At 74.9% G+C, this 21,266-nt stretch carries 13 protein-coding genes; 3 read left to right on the top strand and 10 right to left on the bottom strand.

Annotated features, from left to right (window positions below; genetic code table 11):
* Positions 1–30 precede the first annotated feature (30 nt).
* The 8 genes from G1H19_RS16190 to G1H19_RS16155 all read right to left on the bottom strand — a co-directional run bounded on the left by G1H19_RS16190 (position 31) and on the right by G1H19_RS16155 (position 8,918).
* Complete coding sequence (locus tag G1H19_RS16190; RefSeq protein WP_152727429.1) at positions 31–1,002, bottom strand: ferritin-like domain-containing protein; 972 nt, start codon at positions 1,000–1,002, stop codon at positions 31–33.
* Positions 1,003–1,106: 104 nt separating this feature from the next.
* A complete protein-coding gene (locus G1H19_RS16185; protein ID WP_152727428.1) occupies positions 1,107–1,538 on the bottom strand; it encodes a hypothetical protein in 432 nt (143 codons plus the stop codon).
* 303 nt (positions 1,539–1,841) lie between these two features.
* On the bottom strand, positions 1,842–3,173 hold the full coding sequence (locus G1H19_RS16180; protein ID WP_152727427.1) for an ABC transporter substrate-binding protein: 1,332 nt from the start codon (positions 3,171–3,173) through the stop codon (positions 1,842–1,844).
* An 85-nt stretch (positions 3,174–3,258) separates the two neighbouring features.
* A complete protein-coding gene (locus tag G1H19_RS16175) occupies positions 3,259–4,458 on the bottom strand; it encodes a branched-chain amino acid ABC transporter permease (protein ID WP_202925765.1) in 1,200 nt (399 codons plus the stop codon).
* Complete coding sequence (locus G1H19_RS16170; RefSeq protein ID WP_152727426.1) at positions 4,455–5,342, bottom strand: branched-chain amino acid ABC transporter permease; 888 nt, start codon at positions 5,340–5,342, stop codon at positions 4,455–4,457. Before G1H19_RS16170 ends, G1H19_RS16175 begins: the two co-directional genes overlap by 4 nt.
* The gene (locus tag G1H19_RS16165; RefSeq protein WP_152727425.1) at positions 5,339–7,213 is read right to left on the bottom strand and encodes an AMP-dependent synthetase/ligase; all 1,875 of its coding nucleotides are present in this window, start codon (positions 7,211–7,213) and stop codon (positions 5,339–5,341) included. Before G1H19_RS16165 ends, G1H19_RS16170 begins: the two co-directional genes overlap by 4 nt.
* Positions 7,210–8,136: an ABC transporter ATP-binding protein gene (locus tag G1H19_RS16160; RefSeq protein ID WP_235927925.1), complete on the bottom strand. Its 927-nt coding sequence runs from the start codon at positions 8,134–8,136 to the stop codon at positions 7,210–7,212. The genes G1H19_RS16165 and G1H19_RS16160 overlap by 4 nt, the downstream gene beginning before the upstream one ends.
* Positions 8,133–8,918, bottom strand: coding sequence for an ABC transporter ATP-binding protein (locus G1H19_RS16155; RefSeq protein ID WP_152727424.1), 786 nt, complete (start codon positions 8,916–8,918; stop codon positions 8,133–8,135). Before G1H19_RS16155 ends, G1H19_RS16160 begins: the two co-directional genes overlap by 4 nt.
* Positions 8,919–9,176: 258 nt before the next feature.
* On the opposite strand from G1H19_RS16155, the gene G1H19_RS24095 reads away from it, so the two are divergent.
* The 3 genes from G1H19_RS24095 (at position 9,177) to G1H19_RS16140 (ending at position 18,596) form a co-directional block, all read left to right on the top strand.
* On the top strand, positions 9,177–15,068 hold the full coding sequence (locus G1H19_RS24095; RefSeq protein ID WP_152727423.1) for a DUF3320 domain-containing protein: 5,892 nt from the start codon (positions 9,177–9,179) through the stop codon (positions 15,066–15,068).
* A gap of 169 nt (positions 15,069–15,237) precedes the next feature.
* Positions 15,238–17,859 carry a DUF3320 domain-containing protein gene (locus G1H19_RS16145; protein ID WP_152727422.1) on the top strand — a complete coding sequence of 874 codons (2,622 nt, stop codon included), beginning with the start codon at positions 15,238–15,240 and terminating at the stop codon, positions 17,857–17,859.
* A 101-nt stretch (positions 17,860–17,960) separates the two neighbouring features.
* On the top strand, positions 17,961–18,596 hold the full coding sequence (locus G1H19_RS16140) for a GyrI-like domain-containing protein (RefSeq protein ID WP_152727421.1): 636 nt from the start codon (positions 17,961–17,963) through the stop codon (positions 18,594–18,596).
* Here G1H19_RS16140 and G1H19_RS16135 read toward each other — a convergent pair.
* Both G1H19_RS16135 and G1H19_RS16130 read right to left on the bottom strand, forming a co-directional pair.
* The gene (locus G1H19_RS16135) at positions 18,583–20,358 is read right to left on the bottom strand and encodes a metallophosphoesterase family protein (protein ID WP_235927926.1); all 1,776 of its coding nucleotides are present in this window, start codon (positions 20,356–20,358) and stop codon (positions 18,583–18,585) included. The genes G1H19_RS16140 and G1H19_RS16135 overlap by 14 nt on opposite strands.
* A gap of 113 nt (positions 20,359–20,471) precedes the next feature.
* On the bottom strand, positions 20,472–21,173 hold the full coding sequence (locus G1H19_RS16130) for a GntR family transcriptional regulator (protein ID WP_152727420.1): 702 nt from the start codon (positions 21,171–21,173) through the stop codon (positions 20,472–20,474).
* Positions 21,174–21,266 lie beyond the last annotated feature (93 nt).

Raw genomic sequence — 21,266 nt, 5'->3', positions numbered from 1 at the left:
GGTGCGGGCCTCGCGTGATGCTGCGGGTGCTCAGTCGCTGACGCCGACCGCTTCCTTGGCGAGCGCCGCCAGGGAGGTCTGCGCGGCGTTGACGACGCTGCGGCGCTTCTTGTGCGTCTCCTCGTAGCGGATCATCGCGCGGATGTCCGCCGGGGAGGTCAGCGCCTTGACGGCCTTCGCGGCGTCGGTGGTGGACAGCGAGTCGTAGCCCTTGACCGGCATCTCGGCGGCGGTCATGTCACCGACCTCGCGGCGGGTGGCGCGCACCGCGTCGGCGGCGACGTCGTCACCCTGCCGCTCGGCCACCCGCTCGGCCCGGCGCAGGGTCGCGTTGCGGCCCACGGTGAGCGACTCGCGGACGGCGCCGGTGAAGGTGGCCGCCTTGCCGGCGACCGAGGTGATCGTCTCGGTGGTCTCCTCGCCGGCCTGCTGCACGGTGTCCAGCGCGCGGTTGACCGTGTTGGCCAGGAAGCGCACCGGCAGGTTGGCCGCGCGGGCGGCGCCGCCGGCGACCCGCTGGAACGGGGTGGCGACCAGGGCGGCCGGGCCACCCAGGGCCTCCTCGGCGAGGACGACGGTGAGCCACTCGACGGTGGCCCGGTGCGCGGTGACCAGACGCTCGGCCAGCGCGACGACGGCCGGCTGCTCGGCGGTCTGGGCCAGCACCTTCAGGTAGGTGGCGCGGTCGAGCAGCTGGTGCTCGAGCAGCAGGTCCTGCAGCAGGGCCTCGTCGAGCGGCTCGGCCTGCTCGAGGGTGGCCTTGACGACGGCGCCGAGGCGGCCGAGGGCCGGGGTCACCACGTCGGGGACGCCGCCGAGGCGGCGCAGCTGCTCGGTCAGGGCCTCGGTGCGCTCGCGGGCGTTGTCGGCGTTCTGCTCGAGCTCGCGGCGCACGGCGTCGGTCCGGGCCTGCGCGGTGCGGGTGCGCGCGACCTGCTCCTCGGTCTGGGTGAGGAGCACGAGGGCGCGCAGCTGGGCGATCAGCTTGCTGGTGTCGGTCATGGGAACTCCGTGGGGGTCGAGGACAGACCTCACTCCCCTGCCCAGTCGACCGGGCCCGCTAACTCCTGCAAGCGATCTGCTAGCAGTGGCGCTGGGCACACCGGTCAGGCGGCGGTGCCCTCGGCGGTGCCGGCTGCCGGGGCGGTCTCCTCGGCGGCGTCCTCGCTGGGCACCAGCTCGGCCGCGGCCAGCTCCTGGCCGCTGAGCCACTCCCCGTGCTCGGTCATGACCTCGACGACCGGCAGGTCGAGCGCGGTGGCGACGTCGTCCCAGGAGGCACCGGCCTGCAGTGCCGCCTCGACGGCGACCTGACGGCCGTCGGCGGCCTTGCGGGCGATGACCTCGCCGAGTGCCAGGAGCTCCAGCGCCTCGTCCTCGTCGAAGGTGACGTCGGGGAAGGCGCTCCAGAAGTCGTCGCTGCTCGGGGCGTCGGGGACCGGGGTGGCCGCCTCGTTGCGCCGGCGCAGGTAGTCGAATCGGGTGGCTGCACTGACGAGCGTGAGCTCCTCGTCGAGTTCCTCGGGCGTGATGGTCACCCACCCACCTTCGCGCCTGATTGCGCAGAGTCAAGTCGAAGCGCTTCACCTTCCCGTCATATGACGATGCGTGACTGCCGAGACCCGGCGCGTCGCCGAGAACCGCCACGGTCCTACTACTCAGCGTCATGGGCTTGATCACGGCCCGTTCGCGCCCGCGCACCACCCGCCCGCGCTGGTCAGGAGGACGGTCACCGTGGGTGACCCCGGGCAGCACGACGGCCGGGCACCTCGTCGTCGAGGTGCCCGGCCGCCGGGCCAGTGCCGTGCAGGTGCCGTGCAGGGCCGTTCAGGGGCGGAGGATCAGCCCAGGTCGACCTCTTCGTAGCAGGGGCCGGTGAAGTCGTACTCGGTGGCCGTGGGGCCGGCGAGCGCCTCCTCGGCGACCGTGACGCCGGTGGTGGCGGTCGGGTCGACGTTGCTGATCACCGTGGTGCGCGAAGCTGCCTCGTTCGGGCCACCGGCGTAGTTCCCGGACCCCTCCGGGAGGATGCCCTCGAAGTCGACCTCGGTGAGCTCGGAGGCCGCGGTGGCCAGGCCCTCGCGGGTCAGGTCACCGGACTCCACGGCGGCCTTGAGTGCGGCCAGCATCGGGTAGGACCAGATCCAGCCGCTGATGTAGGACTCGTTGGGCGTCGTGACGCCGGCCAGCGCCGTACGCGCGGCCTCGTGACCGGCGGTGTCGGCGTCCCAGGGGCCCCACGGCGCCATCAGCTGGTACTTGGCCTGCAGCGCCGGCGCGGCCGGGCTCTTCAGCAGCGCGGAGTTCCACGTCGGCGAGGAGCCGAGGAAGCGGCCCTGGAAGCCCTGCGCCACGGTCTGGCCGACGATCGTGGCCATGTCCGCGGGGCCGGTCGAGACGACGACCAGGTCGGGCTTCTGGCTGAGGATCTGCGAGATCGCGGCGGCCTGGTTGTCCGTGCCCGACGTCGTCTCCACGTTGGTGAACTCGATGCCGTTGGCGTCCGCGGCGACCTTGACGCCGGCCGCGGCGTCGCCGCCGAAGTCACCGGCGAGGTGCACGGACATGACCGACTTGGCGCCGTACTCGCCGACCGCGTAGTCGACGCCGTTCATGGCCTCGGCGCAGTAGCTGGCCCCGGACTCGACGATGATGTCCTGGAACAGGTACAGCGACGTCCACCCGGCGGGCGCGGTGACGATGTTCTCCGCGGTGAGGTCGTCGACGATCGAGGCGGTGGGCGGGGAGCCCAGCGACTGGGCCAGGCCCAGGACGTCGGGCTTGATCTCCCGGTACACCTGGTTGGTGACCTGCGGGTTGTACTGGTTGTCGCGGACGTACTCGGTGACGTTCACCTCGTAGCCCTCGATGCCGCCCTCGGTGTTGACCCGGTTCCAGAAGGCCTTCTGGCCCTCCACGATCGACGGTCCCAGCGGGGCGAACGGGCCGACGGTGAGGTCGGACAGCGTGCCCAGGTAGATGCAGCCGGTGTCCTGGTTGACCGCTTCCGGGCACGGCTCGCTGGTGACGCCGATGTCGGTGGCGACACTGCCGGCGGCGTCGCCGCCGCCGTCGGCGGGGTCCTCGCCGCCACCTCGGCAGCCGGCTGCGAGGACGGCGACGCCGGCCAGCGATGCCGCGGCCACCCGACGACGCATGGTGGTCCTGCTCATGTGGTGCTCCCTTCGTGCCGGCGACGGCGCCGGTCGGGGTGACCCCGACCGGCGTCATCGCCGTCGGGGAGTGCGTGGGCCGGCCTCAGTAGCTGAAGGGCCAGGCCTTCCAGTAGTTCCTGGCCCTGACCCAGAGCCCGAAGAGCCCGCGTGGTTCGAGGATCAGGAACAGGACGATCAAGATGCCGTAGAGGAACGTCTCGAACTGGAAGACGTTCGGCGTCTCGGTCGGCGAGGAGGACAGGAACGGCAGGTACTCCGGCAGCTCCCGGGTCAGCCGCGGCAGCAGGGCGACGAAGAAGGCGCCCATGATCGAGCCGGAGATGGTGGCCGCCCCGCCGATCAGGATCATCGCGATGAACTGCACGCTCAGCAGCACGTTGAACGACCCGGGGTCGATGTAGCCGTTGATCGAGTAGAGCAGAGCTCCGGCGCAGCCGCCGTAGAACCCGGAGATGACGAACGCCAGCCGCTTGGCCTTGCGGACGTCGACCCCGGTGACCTCCGCCGCGATGTCCCGGTCGCGGACGGCGGCGAAGTTCCGGCCGACCGCCGAGCGGGCGATGTTCCGGCCCACCAGCGCGAAGAGGACCAGCATGACCAGCATCAGCAGGTAGAGCTGCTGGTCGGCGGAGAAGAACTCGCTGCGGGTGCCGACGTCGAAGCCGAACAGCTCCGGTGTCGGCCCCTCCCGGCCCACCCCGACACCACCGGTGAGGGCGTCCCACTCGCGGAAGACGTGCTCACCGATGAAGACCAGGCCGAGGGTGACGATCGCCAGGTACAGCCCGCGCAACCGGGTGGCCAGCGGCGACACGATCGCCCCGACCAGCGCGGCGACCAGGCCGGCGGCCAGCAGCCAGACGGGCAGGAAGGTGATGCCGAAGCCGTACACCGACTCGTCCTCGGGGTCGCCGCTGACCACCGAGGCGGTGTAGGCGCCGATGCCCAGGAAGACCGCGTGGCCCAGGGAGACCTGGCCGGCGTACCCGGTCACCAGGTTCAGCCCGATCGCACCGATCGCGAGGACCGCGCCGGTGGCGAGCAGGCGGAGCAGGTCGTCCTGGAGCAGGAACGGCAGCAGCAGCGCCACGACGAACAGCACGAGGACGCCGGCCTTCTTGCCGCCGGTGTTGAGCAGCGCCATGTTCTGCGCGTAGCCGGTGTACATGGCCGGCCGGCCACGAGGGCGCCGGGCACGGGCCGGGGCCGGGGTGGCCGACGGCGCGGCGGCGGCCGGGGTGCCCGCCGCCGGGTCGCGCACGGGTCGCTGGGTCGCGGTCACACCCGTTCCACCTCTCGGGTCCCGAAGATGCCGTAGGGCCGCACCAGCAGCACGACCAGCAGCAGCACGTAGGGCGAGACGAGGGAGAAGTTCTGCCCGAGCCACGGCAGGTACTCACCCTGGTAGGTGGCGAAGAAGGACTCCACCAGCCCGACGAGGAGGCCGCCGATGACCGCGCCGCCGACCGAGTCGAGGCCGCCGATGATGATGGCCGGCAGCGCCTTGAGCGCGATGATCCAGGTGTTCTGCTCGATCCCCCCGCCCGCACCGACGAACGCACCGGCGACCGCGGCCAGCCCACCGGCGATGGCCCAGGACAGCGCCATCATGGCGCCGACCGAGACGCCCTGGACCATCGCCGTCTCCTGGTCCAGCGACGCCGCCCGCATGGCGAGGCCGTAGCGGCTGTACTGGAAGAAGGCGAACAGGGCACCGACGGTCACGACGAGCACGAGGACCATCGCGATGTAGCGCTCCTGCACCGGCAGGCCGAACACGTCGACGGCCGACAGCCCCCAGGGGTCGCCCACGTTGCGCACGTCCGAGCCGATGAAGGCGTTGACGACGACCCGGATCGCGATGTCCAGGCCGAGGGTGATGATCGCGATGACGAACACCGGCCGCCCGATCATCGGCCGGATGGTCGCCCGCTCCACCCCCAGCCCGAGCGCGGCGATCGCCAGCGCTGCCACCAGCACCGCGCCGTAGAAGCCGATCGGGCCGGCCAGGTAGCTGACCAGCACCGCGCCGGCGAGCATCAGCGCCGGCTGGGCGAAGCTGATCACGCGGGACGACTTGTAGATGACGACGAACCCGACGGCGAGCATGGCGTAGATCGAGCCGAAGCCGATCCCGCGGATGGCGGTGAGCAGGACGTCCCTCATCGGGCCGCCCCCGAGTACATGCCCTCGACCAGGTCGGAGAACCGCTCGGCGAGGGCGGAGCGGCGGACCTTCTGGGTCGCGGTGAGCTCGCCGTCCTCGTGGTCCAGGAGCTTGGGCAGCAGCCGGAAGGTCTTGATCTGCTCGACCGTCGCGAGCCGGCTGTTGACGTCGGTCACGATCCCCTGCACGAGTTCGAGGACCTCCTTCTTCTCGGTGAGGTCCCGGTAGGTGCTGTAGGCGATGTTGTGCCGCTGCGCCCAGTCGCTCATGGTGTCCGGCTCGACGCCGATGAGCGCCGTCAGGTACGCGCGCCGGTCACCGATGACCACGGCCTCCTTGATCAGCGGGCTGACCTTGAGCGCGTTCTCGATCTCCGACGGCGCGATGTTCTTGCCGCCGGCGGTGATCAGGATGTCCTTCATGCGGTCGGTGATCCGCAGGTAGCCGTCCTCGAGCACCCCGACGTCGCCGGTGTGCAGCCAGCCGTCGGCGTCGACGGTCTCCGCGGTGGCGTCGGGGCGGTTCCAGTAGCCGAGGAACGTCGCGGCGCCACGGGTGAGCACCTCGCCGGTCTGCTCGTCGATCCGCACCTCGACGCTGTCGTGCGGCTCGCCCACCGTGCCGAGCCGGATCCGGCCGGGCCGGTTGGCCGTGGCCGACGCGGTGTTCTCGGTCATCCCGTACAGCTCGTGCACCGGGATGCCGAGACCGGCGAAGAACTGCAGGACATCGACGGCGACGGGTGCCGCGCCGCAGCCGGCCCAGCGCACCCGGCGCAGTCCCAGCCGCTCGCGCAGCGACCGGACGACGAGCACCCAGGCCACCGCGTGCCTGACCCGGCTGCTCGCGGTGTGCCGGCCACCGTTGGCCACCAGCGACTTCCCGACGCCCTCGGCGAGCTTCAGGCCGAGGTTGCCCACCGCCCGCTTGACCGGGCTGGCCGAGGCCTGCCGGACCCGCACGGTGGCCAGCAGCTTCTCCCAGATCCGTGGGACGGCGAAGAAGAAGGTCGGCTGGATCTCGCGCAGGTTGGCCGGCACCGTGTCGATGTTCTCGGCGAAGTTCACCTGGATGCCGGTCGCGGCGTTGTTCCAGATCGTGAAGATGCGCTCGGCGACGTGGCACAGCGGCAGGTAGGACAGCACCATGTCCGACGGCCCGGCCGGCGGGTCCTGGAGCCCGCCGACCCCGGTGAAGGTGGCGATCGTCGCCTCGGCGTTGGCCACCGAGAGCATCGCGCCCTTGGGCGGGCCGGTGGTGCCCGACGTGTAGACCAGCGTCATCACGTCGTCCGGGCGGGTGCCGGCCATCGCCTCGTCGATCGCGCCGGGGTGCGCGGCGCGGTGGCCGCGGCCGAGCTCGAGGAAGTCGTCCCAGTGCAGCAGCCGGGGGTCGTCGTAGCGGCCGCGGATGCCGCGCGGGTCGACGTAGACCAGGTGCCGCAGCGCCGGGGTCCGGTCGCTCACCTCCAGCGCCTTGTCCAGCTGCTCCTGGTCCTCGGCGACGAGCAGCACGGACCCGGAGTCGGCCAGCAGGTGCAGCACCTCGGCGGCGGGGTTGGTGGGGTACAGCCCGACCGTGATCCCGCCGACCGCGACGATCCCCAGGTCGGCCGACAGCCACTCGCGACGGTTCTCCGACGCGATGGCCACCCGGTCGCCCCGGGTGATGCCGAGGGCCAGCAGGGCGTGCCCCACCAGCTGCACCTCCTCCCAGTACTCCGCCCAGCTGGTCTCCCGCCAGAGCCCGAGCTGCTTGGAGCGCATGGCGACCCCGCGGGGGGTCGTGGCGGCCCGGTCGCGGACCCGGGTGGCGATGGTGGTGGTGACGGTCGGCGCGGGGGCGGTGCCCGTGCCGAGGAGGGCGGTCATGTGGTCTCCCCTGTGGTCCGGGCGGCGGTGGCGCCGGTGCCGACCGGCTCGGTGCCGGTCGTGGGCGAGGTACCGGTCGTGGGCGAGGTACCGGTCGTGGGCGGGGACCCGCCGGCGGACCGGCGGCCGCCGGTGTCGTGGTCCTGGCCGAGGTAGGCGCGGATGACGTCGGGGTTGCGCTGCACGTCGGCCGGGACGCCGGTGGTGATGGGCACCCCGAAGTCGACGACCATGATCCGGTCGGCGAGGTCCATGACCAGCCCCATGTCGTGCTCGATCATGATCATCGAGATCTCGAGCTCGTCGCGGATGTCGAGGATGAAGCGGGCCATGTCCTCGGTCTCCTCGAGGTTCATGCCGGCCACCGGCTCGTCGAGCAGCAGCAGCTTGGGCTCCATGGCCAGCGCGCGGCCGAGCTCCACCCGCTTCTGGATGCCGTAGGGCAGCAGCCCGACCGGCATGCCGCGGTAGGAGGCGAGCTCCAGGAAGTCGACGATGTCCTCGACGGCGGCCCGGTCGGTCAGCTCGCTGTTCCGGGCCCGGCCGAACCAGAGCGCCGCGGACAGCACCCCGTAGCGGACCCGGTGGGCGCGGCCGAGCATCAGGTTGTCGATCACCGTGAGGTTCTCGAACAGCTCGATGTTCTGGAAGGTGCGCGCCATGCCGCGGGCGGCGATGGCGTGCGGCCGCTGGCCCAGGACGTCCTCGCCGAGGAAGCGGACGCTGCCCTCCTGTGGCCGGTACACCCCGGAGAGCACGTTGAAGATCGACGTCTTGCCGGCGCCGTTCGGGCCGATGACGGCGAACAGCTCACGCTGGCCGACGGTGAAGGACACCTGGTTGATCGCGGTGACGCCCTTGAACCGCAGCGTCACGCCCTCGACCTCGACCAGCGGGGCACCGGTCTGCTGGTCGGCACTCACGACAGCCACCTCTTCCGACGCCGGTAGTGCTTCACGTTGCGGAAGCTCCGCTCGGAGCCCTCGGCGCCGAGACCCAGGTAGAACTCCTTGATGTCGTCGTCGTCCAGCAGCTCGGCGGCGGGCTTGTCCATGACGACCTTGCCGGTCTCCATGACGTAGCCGTGACCGGCGACCGACAGCGCCATCGAGGCGTTCTGCTCGACCAGCAGCACCGTGGTGCCCTGGCTGTTGATCAGCGTGATCAGGTCGCGGATGGTGGCGACCAGCTGCGGGGCGAGGCCCAGGCTCGGCTCGTCCAGCAGCAGGTAGCGCGGGTTGCTCATCAGCGCCCGGCCCATGGCGAGCATCTGCTGCTCGCCGCCGGACAGGTAGCCGGCTGCCTGCGCGCGGCGCTCCAGCAGCCGGGGGAACAGGTCGTAGACGCGCTCGAGGTTGGCGGCGCGGTCCTTGGGCCGGGTGTGCGCCCCGACCCGGAGGTTCTCCTCCACGGAGAACTCGCCGAACACGCGGCGGCCCTCGAGCACCTGGCTGATGCCGCGGGCCACGATCTGCTGGGGGTCCAGGTGGTCGATCCGGTCGCCGTCCAGCGTCACCTGCCCGCGGGTGACGGCGCCGTGGTGGATGTCCAGGAGCCCGGAGACCGCGCGGAGCAGCGTCGTCTTGCCGGCGCCGTTGGCGCCGAGCAGACCCACGACCTGCCCCTCGGGCACCTGCAGGCTCACCCCCCGGAGCACCAGGACCACGTCGTCATAGACGACTTCCAGGTTGTTGACCGCGAGCAACCGACGACCTCTCCGTCGAGGTTCCCGGCAGAGGTCTCAGCCGAGAGCACGCCCCTCGGTTCGTGTGAGCCAGTTCACCGTGGGGGTGTGCGCCGCGACACTAAGCGGCGCCTGTGGCCGGGCGGAAGGGTGGGTGCCGACCGGTGCGGCACCGGTGCCGTTTCGTTACTGTCCCGTGATCATCGACCGCGGGCGCCCCGGCACGACGGGCCGGGCCGCCTGTCCCGGGGTGTCACCCCGGCCCGGTAGACAGGGGCCATGACAGAAGCGGTCGGGACCGACCTGGCCGACCCGGCCGACCCGGCAGACCCCGCAGACCCGGCCGCACGGCCGACCGCCGGCACGACCGTCGAGGTCACCTCCACCCCGGTGCTCAGCTACGCGTTGGCGCACAACCGGGTGCGGGTGGTCACCCGGGTGGCGATCAGCCACCCGGCCGGGTCGGTGCGGGGCGCCACGCTCCGGCTGTCCGTCCGGGACGCCGAGGGCCCGCTCGGCCCCCCGCTGGAGCGGCTGGTCGACCTCGAGCCCGGTGCCACCACGGTGCTCACCGACCTCGGCCTGCGGCTGGACCCCGCGGCGACGCTGCAGGTCGAGGAGCAGCGGCCCGGCACGATCACCGCCGAGCTGCTGTCCGGTGACACGCTGCTGGCCAGCACCGGCACGCCGGTGCAGGTGCTCGCCGCCGGCCAGTGGCTGGCCACCCCACCGACCCTGGCGCTGGAGATGCTCGCGGCCTTCGTGCAGCCCAACCACCCGGCCGTGGCCGGGCTGGTCGCCGAGGCCGCCGAGGACCTGCAGCGGCGCACCGGGAGCCCCTCGGTCCAGGGCTACCAGTCCGGGCCGGAGCGGGTGGACGAGATCGTCACCTCGCTGTGCACCGCCCTGCAGCAGCGGCAGGTGCGCTATGCCGAGCCACCGGCCAGCTGGGCCGACGTCGGCCAGAAGGTGCGCACGCCCGGCGAGGTGCTCGACGGCCGGGTGGGCACCTGCCTGGACACGGTGGTGGTGCTCGCCGCGGCGCTGGAGCAGGCCGGCGTCCGGCCGTTGCTGTGGCTGGTCGAGGGCCACGCGTTCCTGGGCTGGTGGCGCGAGGAGCTGTCGGCGGGCAGCGCCGCGGTCACCGACGTCGCGCCCCTGGTCAACCTGGTCGACCTCGGCCTGGTGGGCCTGGTCGAGACCACGATGCTCACCGCCCGCGCCGAGCCGGTGGCCGTCTCCGACACCGCCCGCCCGCCCTACGTCCGGTGGCTGTCCGGCGAGCTGGACGAGGTGCTCGGCGTGACCGACGTGCACCAGGCCCGCCGGGACGGCGTGCTGCCGCTGCCCGCGCGCACCCGGGACGCCGACGGCGGGGTGCAGGTCGTGGAGTACCGCCCGGCGGTGGCGCCGGCGGCGGCACCGGCGTCGGGCGGCCCCGAGCCCGCGGCCGTGCCGGCCGGCAGCCCGTCCCGCCCGGCACCGCCGCCCCGCGTGCAGCAGTGGAAGAACGCGCTGCTCGACCTCAGCCTGCGCAACCGGCTGATCAACTCCGGGGCGCGCGGCGGCCTGGCGCTCACCGTGCCCGACACCCACCTGGCCACCCTGGAGGACCTGGTCACGGCGGGCACGCCGCTCACCCTGCTGCCGGCCGACCAGATCGCCGCGGTGCAGCAGGAGCGCGGGCTGGGCACCGGCCGCGAGCTGCCGCAGGAGCAGCTGGCCCAGCTGCTCACCGACCGGCGCTCGGTCTACACCGACGTGCCCCGGGCCTCCTACCTCACCCGGCTGCGGGCGCTGGCGCACCGGGCGAAGACGGTGGTGGAGGAGACCGGGGCCAACAACCTGTACCTGGCGCTGGGCACGCTGGCCTGGCAGCTTGACGGCCGCCCGCTGCGCTCCCCGCTGGTGCTGGTGCCCGTGCGCCTCACCCCGGCGTCCCGGGAGGGCGCCTACCGGCTGGCGCTGGACGAGACCGGCGGCAGCACCCCGAACTGGTGCCTGCTGGAGAAGCTGCGGCAGGTGCACGGCCTGGAGGTGCCCGGGCTGGCCGAGCCCACCGAGGACGGCTCGGGCATCGACCTCGACGCCGGCCTGCAGGCGATGCGGCTGGCACTGGCCGCCGCCGGGCTCTCCCACCGGGTCGAGCCGACCGCCGAGATCGCGGTGCTGCAGTTCGCCAAGTTCCGGCTGTGGAAGGACCTCGACGAGCACTGGGCCGACTTCACCGGCAACCCGCTGGTCGCCCACCTCACGCACTCCCCCACCGACCCCTTCCGGGACCCGGCCGCGCCCCCGGCGGCGAACACCGACCTGGACGAGCTGGCCGCGGCGTGCCCGGTCGCGGCGGACGCCTCGCAGCTGGGCGCGGTGGCCGAGGCCGCCGCCGGGCGCACCTTCGTGCTGGAGGGGCCCCCGGGCACGGGCAAGTCGCAGACCATCACCAACCTGCTCACCCGGCTGGTGGCCGACGGGAAGCGGGTGCTGTTCGTGGCCGAGAAGCGGGCCGCGCTGGACGTCGTGGCCCGCCGGCTGGAGACCGTCGGCATGGGGCCCTTCGCGCTGGACCTGCACGACAAGGGCAGCAAGCCCGGCGCCGTGCGCGCGCAGGTGCGGGCTGCGCTGGACCACCTCGTGGCCGTCGACGAGCAGGGCATGGCCGCCGACGCCGAGCAGCTGCGCTCGGCGCGGCGCAGCCTGGCCCGGTACGCCGAGCGGCTGCACGAGGCCAACGGCGCCGGGCTGTCGCTGTACTCCGCGCGCACCGGGGTGCTCGCGGCCGGCAGCGACGTCCCGGCCCTGCCGGTGCCCGCGGCCTTCGTCGGCAGCGCGACCCCGGACACCACCGCCCACGTGCGCCGCGTGCTGGGCCGGCTGCCCGACGTCGCCGACCTGGCCCGGCCGCGGCCGGAGCACCCGTGGGCCTGGCTGGACTCCCCTGCCGTCGACGCCGGTGCCGTCGCTGCCGCGGCGCAGGACCTCGACGCCGCGCTGGCCGCGCTGCCCGCCGGCGGCCCGCTGGCACCCGTGCTGGCCGCCGCGCGCGGCCCGGAGGACCTCGGCGTGCTCGCCCTGCTCAGCGACGGCCCGGCCGTCCCGCTGGACCTGCTCGACGAGACCCGGTCGGCCCGCTGGGCCCGGGCCACCGCGGACCTGGTGGCCGAGGCGGCCGCGCTGGCCGGCACCGTCCCGCCGTGGCGGGAGGTCGCGGGGCCGGCCGCCCTGGACCTGCCGCTGACCGAGATCGAGGCCGCGGCCCGGGCCGCGGCCGACTCCGGCTGGTTCGGCCGGCGGCGCCGGCTCACCGCCGTGCGCGACCGGCTGGCACCCACGCTGCTGCCCGGCGCCGACGTGGCCCCGGCGGCGGTGCCGGTTCTGGCCGCGTCCCTGCTGGAGACCCAGACCGCCGTTCGGCGGCTGGCTGCCCGGGCCGCGGCCGTGCCCGGCCTGCGGGTGCCGGCCACCTGGAACGTGCTGGTCGACCCGCACCTGCTGCGCGACCAGGTCGCGTGGCTGGCCGCGGCCGGCCACGCCGTGGACGACCGCAGCGGCGCCGGCTTCGCCGTGGCACTGCGCGCGCACCTGGCCGCCGGCGCCCCGGGCGCCGCCGACGCGGCCACGGTCGCAGCGCTCACCGCCGCCCGGGACGCCGGACGGCGGACGGCGGCCGTCTGCGGCGCACCGCCGGGCTGCCTGGAGGAGTGGGCCGGCAGCGCCGGTCTGCTCGGCCGGTGGGCCGCGGGCCGAGCCGAGCGGGCCCTGCACCAGCCGGGTGCACCCTCTCTGCAGCGCTGGCTGGAGCTGCTGCGCGCCGTGGAGCCGCTGCGGGAGGCCGGCCTGGACGCCGCCCGGCGGGTCCTGCTGCACGGTGGGGTCCCGGCCGACGACGCGGTGCGCGGCTTCGACCGGGGGCTGGCCGAGGCGTCGGTCGACGAGCGGCTGTCCGCGACCGGCCTGGCCGGCTTCGACGGGCCCGCGCACGAGCGCGGCATCCGGCGCTTCACCGGCGCCGCCCGGGCGATGCGCGCCCACCAGGCGCAGGCCGTGCCCGCGCAGGTGCTCGGCCGGCGCCCCTTCGACGCCGCCACCGGCGTGGGCCACGTGGGCGCCCTGCAGCGCGAGCTGGCCCGGACCCGCGGCGGCCTGGGTGTCCGCGGGCTGATGGCCACCTACGGCGACCTGATCACCGCGGTCACGCCGTGCATGCTGGTCAGCCCCGACTCGGTGGCCCGCTTCTTCCCCGCCCGGGCCGGGCTGTTCGACGTGGTGGTGTTCGACGAGGCCTCGCAGATCCGGGTCGCCGACGCCATCGGGGCACTGGGTCGCTCCCGGGCGGCGGTCGTGGTCGGGGACAGCCGGCAGATGCCGCCCACCTCGTTCGGCGAACCGTCCGCCGGCGCCGACGAGCTGCCCGGCGACGGCGGTGCGGCCGAGCTGCTGGAGCTGGTGGAGGACGAGGAGAGCATCCTCTCCGAGTGCGTGCAGGCCCGGGTGCCGCAGCGCTGGCTGAGCTGGCACTACCGCAGCCAGGACGAGTCGCTGATCGCCTTCAGCAACGCCCAGTACTACGACGGCCGGCTGTCCTCCTTCCCGGCCCCGGTGCACGGCCGGGCGTCCTCGGCGGTCGACGGCCGCGGCGTCTCCCTGGTGCGTGTGCCGGGGCACTTCCACCGGTCCGGGCCGGCCGGGGTGCTGCGCACCAACCCGGTCGAGGCCGACGCGGTGGTGGCCGAGATCCGGCGGCGGTTCGCCGCCTCCCCCGACACGCTGCCCTCGATCGGGGTGGTCACCTTCAACGTGCAGCAGCGGGCGCTGATCGACGGCCTGCTGCGCGACGCCGGGGACGAGCGGCTGGTCGAGGCACTGGAGCGCACCGACGGCGAGGGCCTGTTCGTGAAGAACCTGGAGAACGTGCAGGGCGACGAGCGGGACGTCGTGCTGTTCTCCACCGCCTTCAGCGTCGACGCCCGCGGCCGGCTGCCGCTGAACTTCGGGCCGCTCAACCGCACCGGCGGCGAGCGCCGGCTCAACGTCGCGGTCACCCGCGCCCGCCGGCAGGTGGTGGTCTTCTGCAGCTTCGACCCCGCCCAGCTGCGCGCGGAGGAGACCACCTCGGTGGGGCTGGCCCACCTGCGGGCCTACCTGGACCTCGCCGCGGACGGGACCGACGCCCTGCCCCGGGACGGCCGGGTGGCCGCGGTGCCCGACCGGCACCGGGAACAGATCGCCGACGCGCTGCGGGCCCGGGGCCTGGTGGTGCGCACCGACGTCGGGCTGTCGGACTTCAAGGTCGACCTGTCCGTCGCGCGCCCCGCGGAGCCGGACACACCGGTGATGGCGGTGCTGCTGGACGGCCCCGCCTGGGCCCGCCGGCGCACCGTCGGTGACCGCGACGGGCTGCCGACCGAGGTGCTGTCCGGGCTGCTGCGCTGGCCGCTGGTCGAGCGCGTGTGGCTGCCCGACTGGCTCGCCGACCACGGCCCGGTGGTCGACCGGCTGGTCGCCGCGCTGGAGCAGCCGGTCCACCGGCTGCCCACCGGGCGCCCCCCGGTGCCGGTACCGGTGCCGGTGCCGGTGCCGGTGCCGGTGCCGGTGCCGGCGGCCGTGCCCGCCCCGCCGCTGCTCGACGGGGAGGAACGGTTCGTCCCGTGGGCGCCCCCGGTGGCCGGCGAGCGCAGCATGCTCGACCGGCTGGACAACGCCGTGGTCGCGCGGAAGGTGGCCGCCGTGGTCGCGGCCGGCATCGCCGCCGAGGGCCCGGTGCACCGCGACCGGCTGACCCGGCTGGTCGCCGGCGCCTTCGGGCTGGCCCGGGTGGGCGAGGCGCGCCGGGAGTCGCTGGCCGCGCTGGTGCCACCGGGCGCGTGGGAGGGCGAGTTCGCCTGGCCAGCCGAGCTGGACCGGCTGAGCTGGCCGGGTTTCCGGCGCACCCCGGGCGACGTCGACCGCCCGCTGGAGCACGTGGCGCCGGAGGAGGTCGTCAACGCGATGGTGGCGCTGTGCCGCGCCGGGCTCGGCATGGCACCGGAGGAGCTGGTGACCCAGACCCTCGAGGTGTTCGGTCACCGGCGGCGCACCCCGGCGCTGGTCGCGCAGCTCGACGTGGTGCTCCGCGGCGCCGTCGACAGCGGGCGGCTGCAGGCCCGCCCCTCGGGCCTGCTGACCGCCTGACCCACCCCGCCGACGCGTGCCCGCCGGACAGACGGTTGCGCTACGCACGGGTCCGTCACGATCACCGCAGCGTGGCCGCACCCTGCTCATCCGTGCCGCCCCGTCACACCCGCCCCAGGCGTGCGGTCGGCTCCGGGACCTCAGCGCCCGGGGCCGGTAGACAGCACGCATGGGCGATGCAGGACATGTGCAGCTGAGCTCCACCGAGACGGTCTCCGTGCCCGCCAGGACGGTGCACGGGTCCGCGCTGCGGGCCGTGGACCACCCCGGCACGCGGGCGGGCGACCCGCGCCGCCCGGCTGCCGGCCGGGCTGACGACAGCACCACGTCGGCCGGCCCGGTCCAGCCGCTGCGCGTCGCCAGCGTTCGGCGGGACACCGCACCCCGGGACACCGCGCCCCGGGACACCGCGCCCCGGGACACCGCGCCCCGCGACACCGACGCCACGCCGCCGGCCGCCCGGCCCGGCACGTCGCTGGCGCTGCGGCTGCCCGAGGAGTTCCTGACGTCCACCACGCCGGAGTCGTTCGAGCGGGTGCGCCGCGCCCTCGCCCTGGTCCCGGCGATCGCCGAGCTGGCCCGCCCCAGCGAGCGGGGCCCGTGGTCGTTCCTGCTCGACCCCACCATCGACGTCGTCGCCGCCTGGGACGCCGCCGTGGCCGTGGACGACGCGATCAGCGGGCTGACCCCGCACCGCGGCATCACCGGCATCGTCCGCAAGGCCCGCACCACCGGCGACCTCGGCGCGCTGGCCGCCCTGCTCAGTGGCCCCCGCATCGGCCTGGACGTGCTGGACCGCACCCGCACCGCGGCCTGGGCCGACCAGTGCGGCGCGGTCGCCGTGGAACTGGCCGCGCTGGCCACCGCCAGCCGCATCGCCCTCGCCGACGCCACCCCGGCCGTCCTCGACCTGCCGCTGGCCGACCTGCACGCGATGTCACAGCCCGCGCCCGGCGTCAGCTGGCTCCGCCGGCGCCGGCGGCTGACCACGGTGCGCACCCAGCTGCTGCCCGCCCTGCAGCCCGGCACCCGGGTCCCGCTGCGCGACCTGCCGGCGCTGACCGGCCGGCTGCTCCAGTTCCAGGGCGAGGCACGGGCCGTCGCGGCGCGGGTCGCCGCGGTGCCCGGGGTCTCCCTGCCGGCCGGCTGGAACCCGCTCACCCCGTCCGGCCGCCAGCTCGTCGACGGCCAGCTCGGCTGGCTGCGCCGGATGGGCCGCGCACTGGAGGGCTCCAGCAGCTTCTCCGCCGCGCTGCGCTGGTTCCTCGACGACGGCCCGGTGCTCGACCGGCCGGCCGGCGCGGCCGTCGCCCGGCTGCGCGACGCCCTCGCCGCCCTCACCCAGGTCACCGGCAGCACGCCTGAGCGGATGACCGCCTGGTGCACCGACGACGGCATCGTCGTCCGCTGGATCATGACCCGGCCGGAGCGGCTGGTCGACGACCGGGCGCGCACCTCGCTGCGCCGCCGCGTCGAGCTGCTCACCACGCTGGCACCGCTGCGGGACGCCGGGATGCAGGACGTGCACGACGCCCTGCTGTCCGGCGCGCTGCCCGCCGCGACCGCCGCGCACGCCTTCGACTGCGGCCTGGTCGCCGCCGTCACCTCCGCGGTGCACGCCGCCGAGGCCGACGACCAGCGGGCGCTCGCCCCGCACCGGGCCGCGGCCGCACCCGAGCTCGCCCCGGTGCGGCCGCTGCGGGCACTGCCCGCCGCCCGTCCCGCGCTGGAGGCCCCGGGCGAGTCCCCGCTCAAGGCCCCGCCGGCCGAGCTGCCGGCTGCCGCCACCGGCCCGGTCGACGCGGTAGCCCCTGTTGCCGTGGCCACCGTCGCCGCGACCGCCGGCACCGCCGCGGCCGCACCGCTGGCCGGCACCCCGCTGAGCGCGATGCCGGTCGCCGCGACGCCGTTCGCCGTCCCCCCGCTGACGCTCGTGCCGCCGGTGCCCAGCGACGACGACGTCGCGGCCGCGGTGCAGGAGGCCGCGGCCGAGGACGCCGTCGAGGACGAGTGGCCGCTGGCCGACGAGGACGAGACCGAGGAGCCCACCGACGTCGTCGACGAGGCCGCTCCCGTGGTCGCCGTGGAGGCCGTGGCGACCGTGGAGCCCGTCGCGGCCCCCGAGGCCCCGGCCGGGGAGCAGGCGCCGGCCGCCCGCACCGAGCGCGCGGCCCGGACCCCGGCCGCGCGGCCGGCCCCGCGCGCTGCCGCCCGCAGCGTGCGGCTGCCCGGTGCGCTGGTCGGTGAGAAGCCGTTCGTGCCGTGGACCCCGGACGCCGTCGGCGACCGGGCCCTGCTCGACCGGCTCAACGACCCGACGGCCGCGCGCACCGTCCGGCGGGTGCTCACCGCCGGGATCAAGGCCGAGGGCCCCATCCACCAGGAGCGGCTGGCGAAGCTGACCGCGCACGCGTTCGGGCTCAGCCGGCTCAGCGAGACCCGCCGCCAGCAGATCCTGTCCCTGCTGCTGCCGACGGTGACCGTGCACGGTGACTTCATCTGGCCCAAGGGCCTGGAGCCGTCGTCCTGGATCGGGTTCCGCCGGCAGAACGCCAGCGCCGACCGCCCGCTGGAGCACGTGCCGCCGCAGGAGATCGTCAACGCCATGGCCGCGCTGTGCCGGGCGAGCGACGGGATGACCAGGGACGCGCTGTTCCTGGGCACGCTGCAGGTGCTCGGCTACAACCGGCGCACCCCGGTGCTCGTCGCGCACCTGGACGAGGTGCTGGCCCAGGGCCTGGCCGCCGGCCGGCTCACCTCCGCCCCGGACGGGACGCTGTCGGCGTCCTGACCGACTCCCACCGCAGCAGGGCCCGCCGTCCCCGGACGGCGGGCCCTGCTGCGTGCCGGGGGGCTTCCGTCCGCCCCGGCGACCCGGCAGGCTCCCGGGCCATGGCGACGGGTGGGCGGGTGCAGCCGAAGGTCGACCTCAAGCGCGAGCTGGCCTGCTACCGCGCGGCCCGGGACCGGCCGCAGCTGGTCGACGTGCCGGACCTGAGCTACCTGGCCGTCGACGGCCACGGCGACCCGAACACCGCCGGCTACGCCGCCGCGGTGGCCACGCTGTACCCGGTGGCGTACGCGGTGAAGGCCGCCGCCCGGGCCGGGCTGGGCCGCGACCACGTGGTCATGCCGCTGGAGGCGCTGTGGTGGGCCGACGACATGGCCGCCTTCACCACGGCCCGGGACAAGACCCGGTGGCACTGGACGCTGCTGATCGCCCAGCCGGCCTGGGTCACCGCCGGGCTGGTGGAGGCGGCGGTCGCCCGCCGCCGGGCGGAGGGCCGCGGTGCGCGGCTGGACGACGTCCGGCTGCTGACGCTGTCGGAGGGACGCTGCGTGCAGGCGCTGCACGTGGGCCCCTTCGACGCGGAGGCGGAGCTGCTGCGGCGGATCCACGAGGAGTTCGTGCCTGCGCACGGGCTCACGCTCACCGGCCGGCACCACGAGGTCTACCTGAGCGACGCGCGCCGGGTGGAGCCGGCCCGGCTGCGCACCATCCTGCGCCAGCCGGTCAGCGGCCCGTGACCGGCAGCGGCCGCTCCAGGCCGATGCCCAGGGAGGTGCTGCACCGCCGGCCGGGGGCGACGTCCTGCGGGGTGAAGTAGGTCGTGGTGGCGGTGACGTCGTTGCCGTAGGCGCTGACGTCGTCGGCGGTGGTGGCGACGAGCTGAGTGGAGTCGATCCGGAAGCGCTGGATGCCGGTGAACTCGCACCCGGAGCCCACCGTCTGGATGCTGAACTCGATCGGCGGGCGGGCCTCCCCGCGGGCGATGGCGTCCAGCCCGCCGGCGCCCGTCGAGCCCTCCACCAGGTCGATCTCCCGGTCGGACTGCAGCTCGTCGGGCTCGTTCTGGGCGTGCACGTGCCCGGCGACCGTCTGCCGGATCATCCCGGGCAGCTCCTCGCGCAGGGCCTCGGCGGCCACCGGCTCGTGCGTGGCGAACACGTCGAACACCGGCTGCTCCGGGGCGCCCCCGGCAGCCGTGGTCCCGTCGGCTGTCGTCCCGTCGGCCGCGGTGGCGACGGCGGCAGCCGGGTCGGCGTCCCCGGTGAGCCCGGCGACGGCCTGCCGCACCGCCTCCTGCTGCAGCGGGTCGGTGACGTCCCGGTCGTCCGCGCCGTAGGCGCCCGGGCCGCCGTACACCCGCGGGTCGGGCAGGCCGGCCACCGTGAGCCCGAAGGCGTCGACCACGCCGGCGGCGACGCGGTAGCCGTCGGCGGTGCGCTCCTTCTCCCCCAGCACCGTCACGCCGGGGATGCCGGTCATCGCGTCCTGGGTGGCCGGTGAGTCGTGGTTGCCCGCCAGCCAGAGCATCGGTGTCCGGGAGGTGACCGCGGCCATGGCCTCCCGGTAGGCCGGGGTCAGCTCCGCGGTGGTGCCGAAGGCCGACTCGTCTCCGGTGTTGATGATCAGCGAGACGTCATAGGTCTCGGCGTAGCGGCCGATCAGCGGGTAGACCGCGGCCAGGTGCAGGTCGGAGACGAACATGATCCGGAAGGCCGTGTCGGGCAGCTGCTCGGCCTGGATCTGGTCCTGCAGGGTGGCCTGGATGCCGAGCACCGAGCCCACCACGTCGGCCGCCTTGGAGCGCTCGTAGTAGGCCGACAGCTGCTCGGGGAACAGCTGGGCGGCAGCGAGGGTCCCGGTCAGGCGTGACTGCCGCACCCAGTCCGGGTTGTAGGTGAGCACGCCGAAGGACACCAGCGCCAGGGTGACCAGCGCGGCCGCCCCCAGTTGCCGCAGCCGGTGCCGCAGCTCGTCGGGGCGCCGCTCCCGGCCACGCAGGTACCCGATCGACATGTTGACCGCTGCGGCCACCACGAGCCCGAGCGCGATGCCGAGCAGGGTCTCCGCGGCCAGCCACAGCACGATCCGGGGCACCTCCGCGGCGAAGCCGTCCCGCAGCTCGGCCACGAAGCCGGCGCGGTCGGCGCCGGCGGCCCGGGACAGCTCGAGCAGGTCGACGTTCTCCGGGGTGACGTGCACGCCGATCGGCAGGCCGGTCAGCTCCGGGAACTCCCAGTTGCCCACCGTGGTGTCCGCGCTGAGCCCGGGCCGGGTGAGCAGCGAGCCCTGCACGCTGAACGGGATGCCGGCGACGACCGCCTCGTAGGGCAGCGCGCGCAGCATCGCCGCGACGCCGAGGAACGGCAGCCCCAGCCGCAGCGCCCATCGGCCCAGGAAGCCCAGCACGCCGGCCACGAGGACTGCGGGCAGCCGCTGGACCGTCGCCGCCGCGGCCACCTGCGCCCGCGCCGGCGCGTCGTCGGGGAGCTGCTCGGCCACGGCTCATCCTCCCGCGCCGGCGGGCAGCCGCCCACCGCGCGGGGTGTCCGGGGGGATAGCACCACCCGGGAGGGGCACCCGGTGGCCGCTGGGGGTCGGCGGCCACCGGGGCGTCAGGAGGGCCGACCGGTCGGGTCGGCGGGGGTGGGGTCGGCGGTGGACTCGTCCCGGGCGGCCTGCAGCATGACCGCGCGCGCGTTGCAGATGTGCGCGGCCATCACCGACCGGGCCCACTCGGCGTCCCCGGCGCGCAGCGCGGTCACGATCTCGAGGTGGTGGCCGAGGCTGCGGCGCAGCGCCGGGCCGTCGTAGGCGTGGAAGTTCCGGGCCACGATCGGCGGGTGGATGGCACTGGCCAGGGCGCCGGCGAGCGCCGCGTGGTCGGCGATGGTGACCAGCCGCTCGTGGAAGGTGCGGTTCAGCGGCACCAGGGAGTCCAGGTCCTGGTGCGGGCCGGGGCACCCGACCTCGAACATCTGGTGCGCCAGCACCTCCAGGGCGTCGGCGTCCTCGGGGGTCGCCCGCGGCACGGCCAGCGAGGTCAGCTGGGGCTCCAGGAGCAGCCGCAGCTCGAAGACGCCCTCCAGCTCCTCCACCGTCCAGGTCGCGACCCGGGCGCCGCGGTTGGCCACGATGTCCACCAGGCCCTCGGCGGCGAGCCGGCTGAGCGCCTCGCGCACCGGGGTACGGCTGACCCCGAGGCGCTCGGCCAGCTCGGCCTCGCCCAGGCGGGCGCCGGCGGGCAGCTCTCCGCTCAGGATCACCTCGCGCAGCGTGCCGACGGCACGCTCGGCCGACGTCACCGGCTCGGACATGGACAGGCCCTCCCCTGGGCGATTGTGTGCAACCTAAGGGGCCGGTGCCGAGAGGGACAACCCGGGGTGCGTAGCTTGCCGTCAGCTGCACAC

Origin of the sequence: Goekera deserti (assembly GCF_010685995.1) — a bacterium.
GTDB lineage: Bacteria > Actinomycetota > Actinomycetes > Mycobacteriales > Geodermatophilaceae > Goekera > Goekera deserti.
This window is presented reverse-complemented; position numbering and strand designations above follow the sequence as displayed.

What these genes read in the sequence shown, in the direction of transcription:
- G1H19_RS16170 (WP_152727426.1), bottom strand. Translation starts at nt 5,342, where the DNA reads ATGAGGGACGTCCTGCTCACCGCCATCCGCGGGATCGGCTTCGGCTCG.
- G1H19_RS16145 (WP_152727422.1), top strand. Translation starts at nt 15,238, where the DNA reads ATGGGCGATGCAGGACATGTGCAGCTGAGCTCCACCGAGACGGTCTCC.
- G1H19_RS16130 (WP_152727420.1), bottom strand. Translation starts at nt 21,173, where the DNA reads ATGTCCGAGCCGGTGACGTCGGCCGAGCGTGCCGTCGGCACGCTGCGC.
- G1H19_RS16190 (WP_152727429.1), bottom strand. Translation starts at nt 1,002, where the DNA reads ATGACCGACACCAGCAAGCTGATCGCCCAGCTGCGCGCCCTCGTGCTC.
- G1H19_RS16140 (WP_152727421.1), top strand. Translation starts at nt 17,961, where the DNA reads ATGGCGACGGGTGGGCGGGTGCAGCCGAAGGTCGACCTCAAGCGCGAG.
- G1H19_RS24095 (WP_152727423.1), top strand. Translation starts at nt 9,177, where the DNA reads ATGACAGAAGCGGTCGGGACCGACCTGGCCGACCCGGCCGACCCGGCA.
- G1H19_RS16180 (WP_152727427.1), bottom strand. Translation starts at nt 3,173, where the DNA reads ATGAGCAGGACCACCATGCGTCGTCGGGTGGCCGCGGCATCGCTGGCC.
- G1H19_RS16165 (WP_152727425.1), bottom strand. Translation starts at nt 7,213, where the DNA reads ATGACCGCCCTCCTCGGCACGGGCACCGCCCCCGCGCCGACCGTCACC.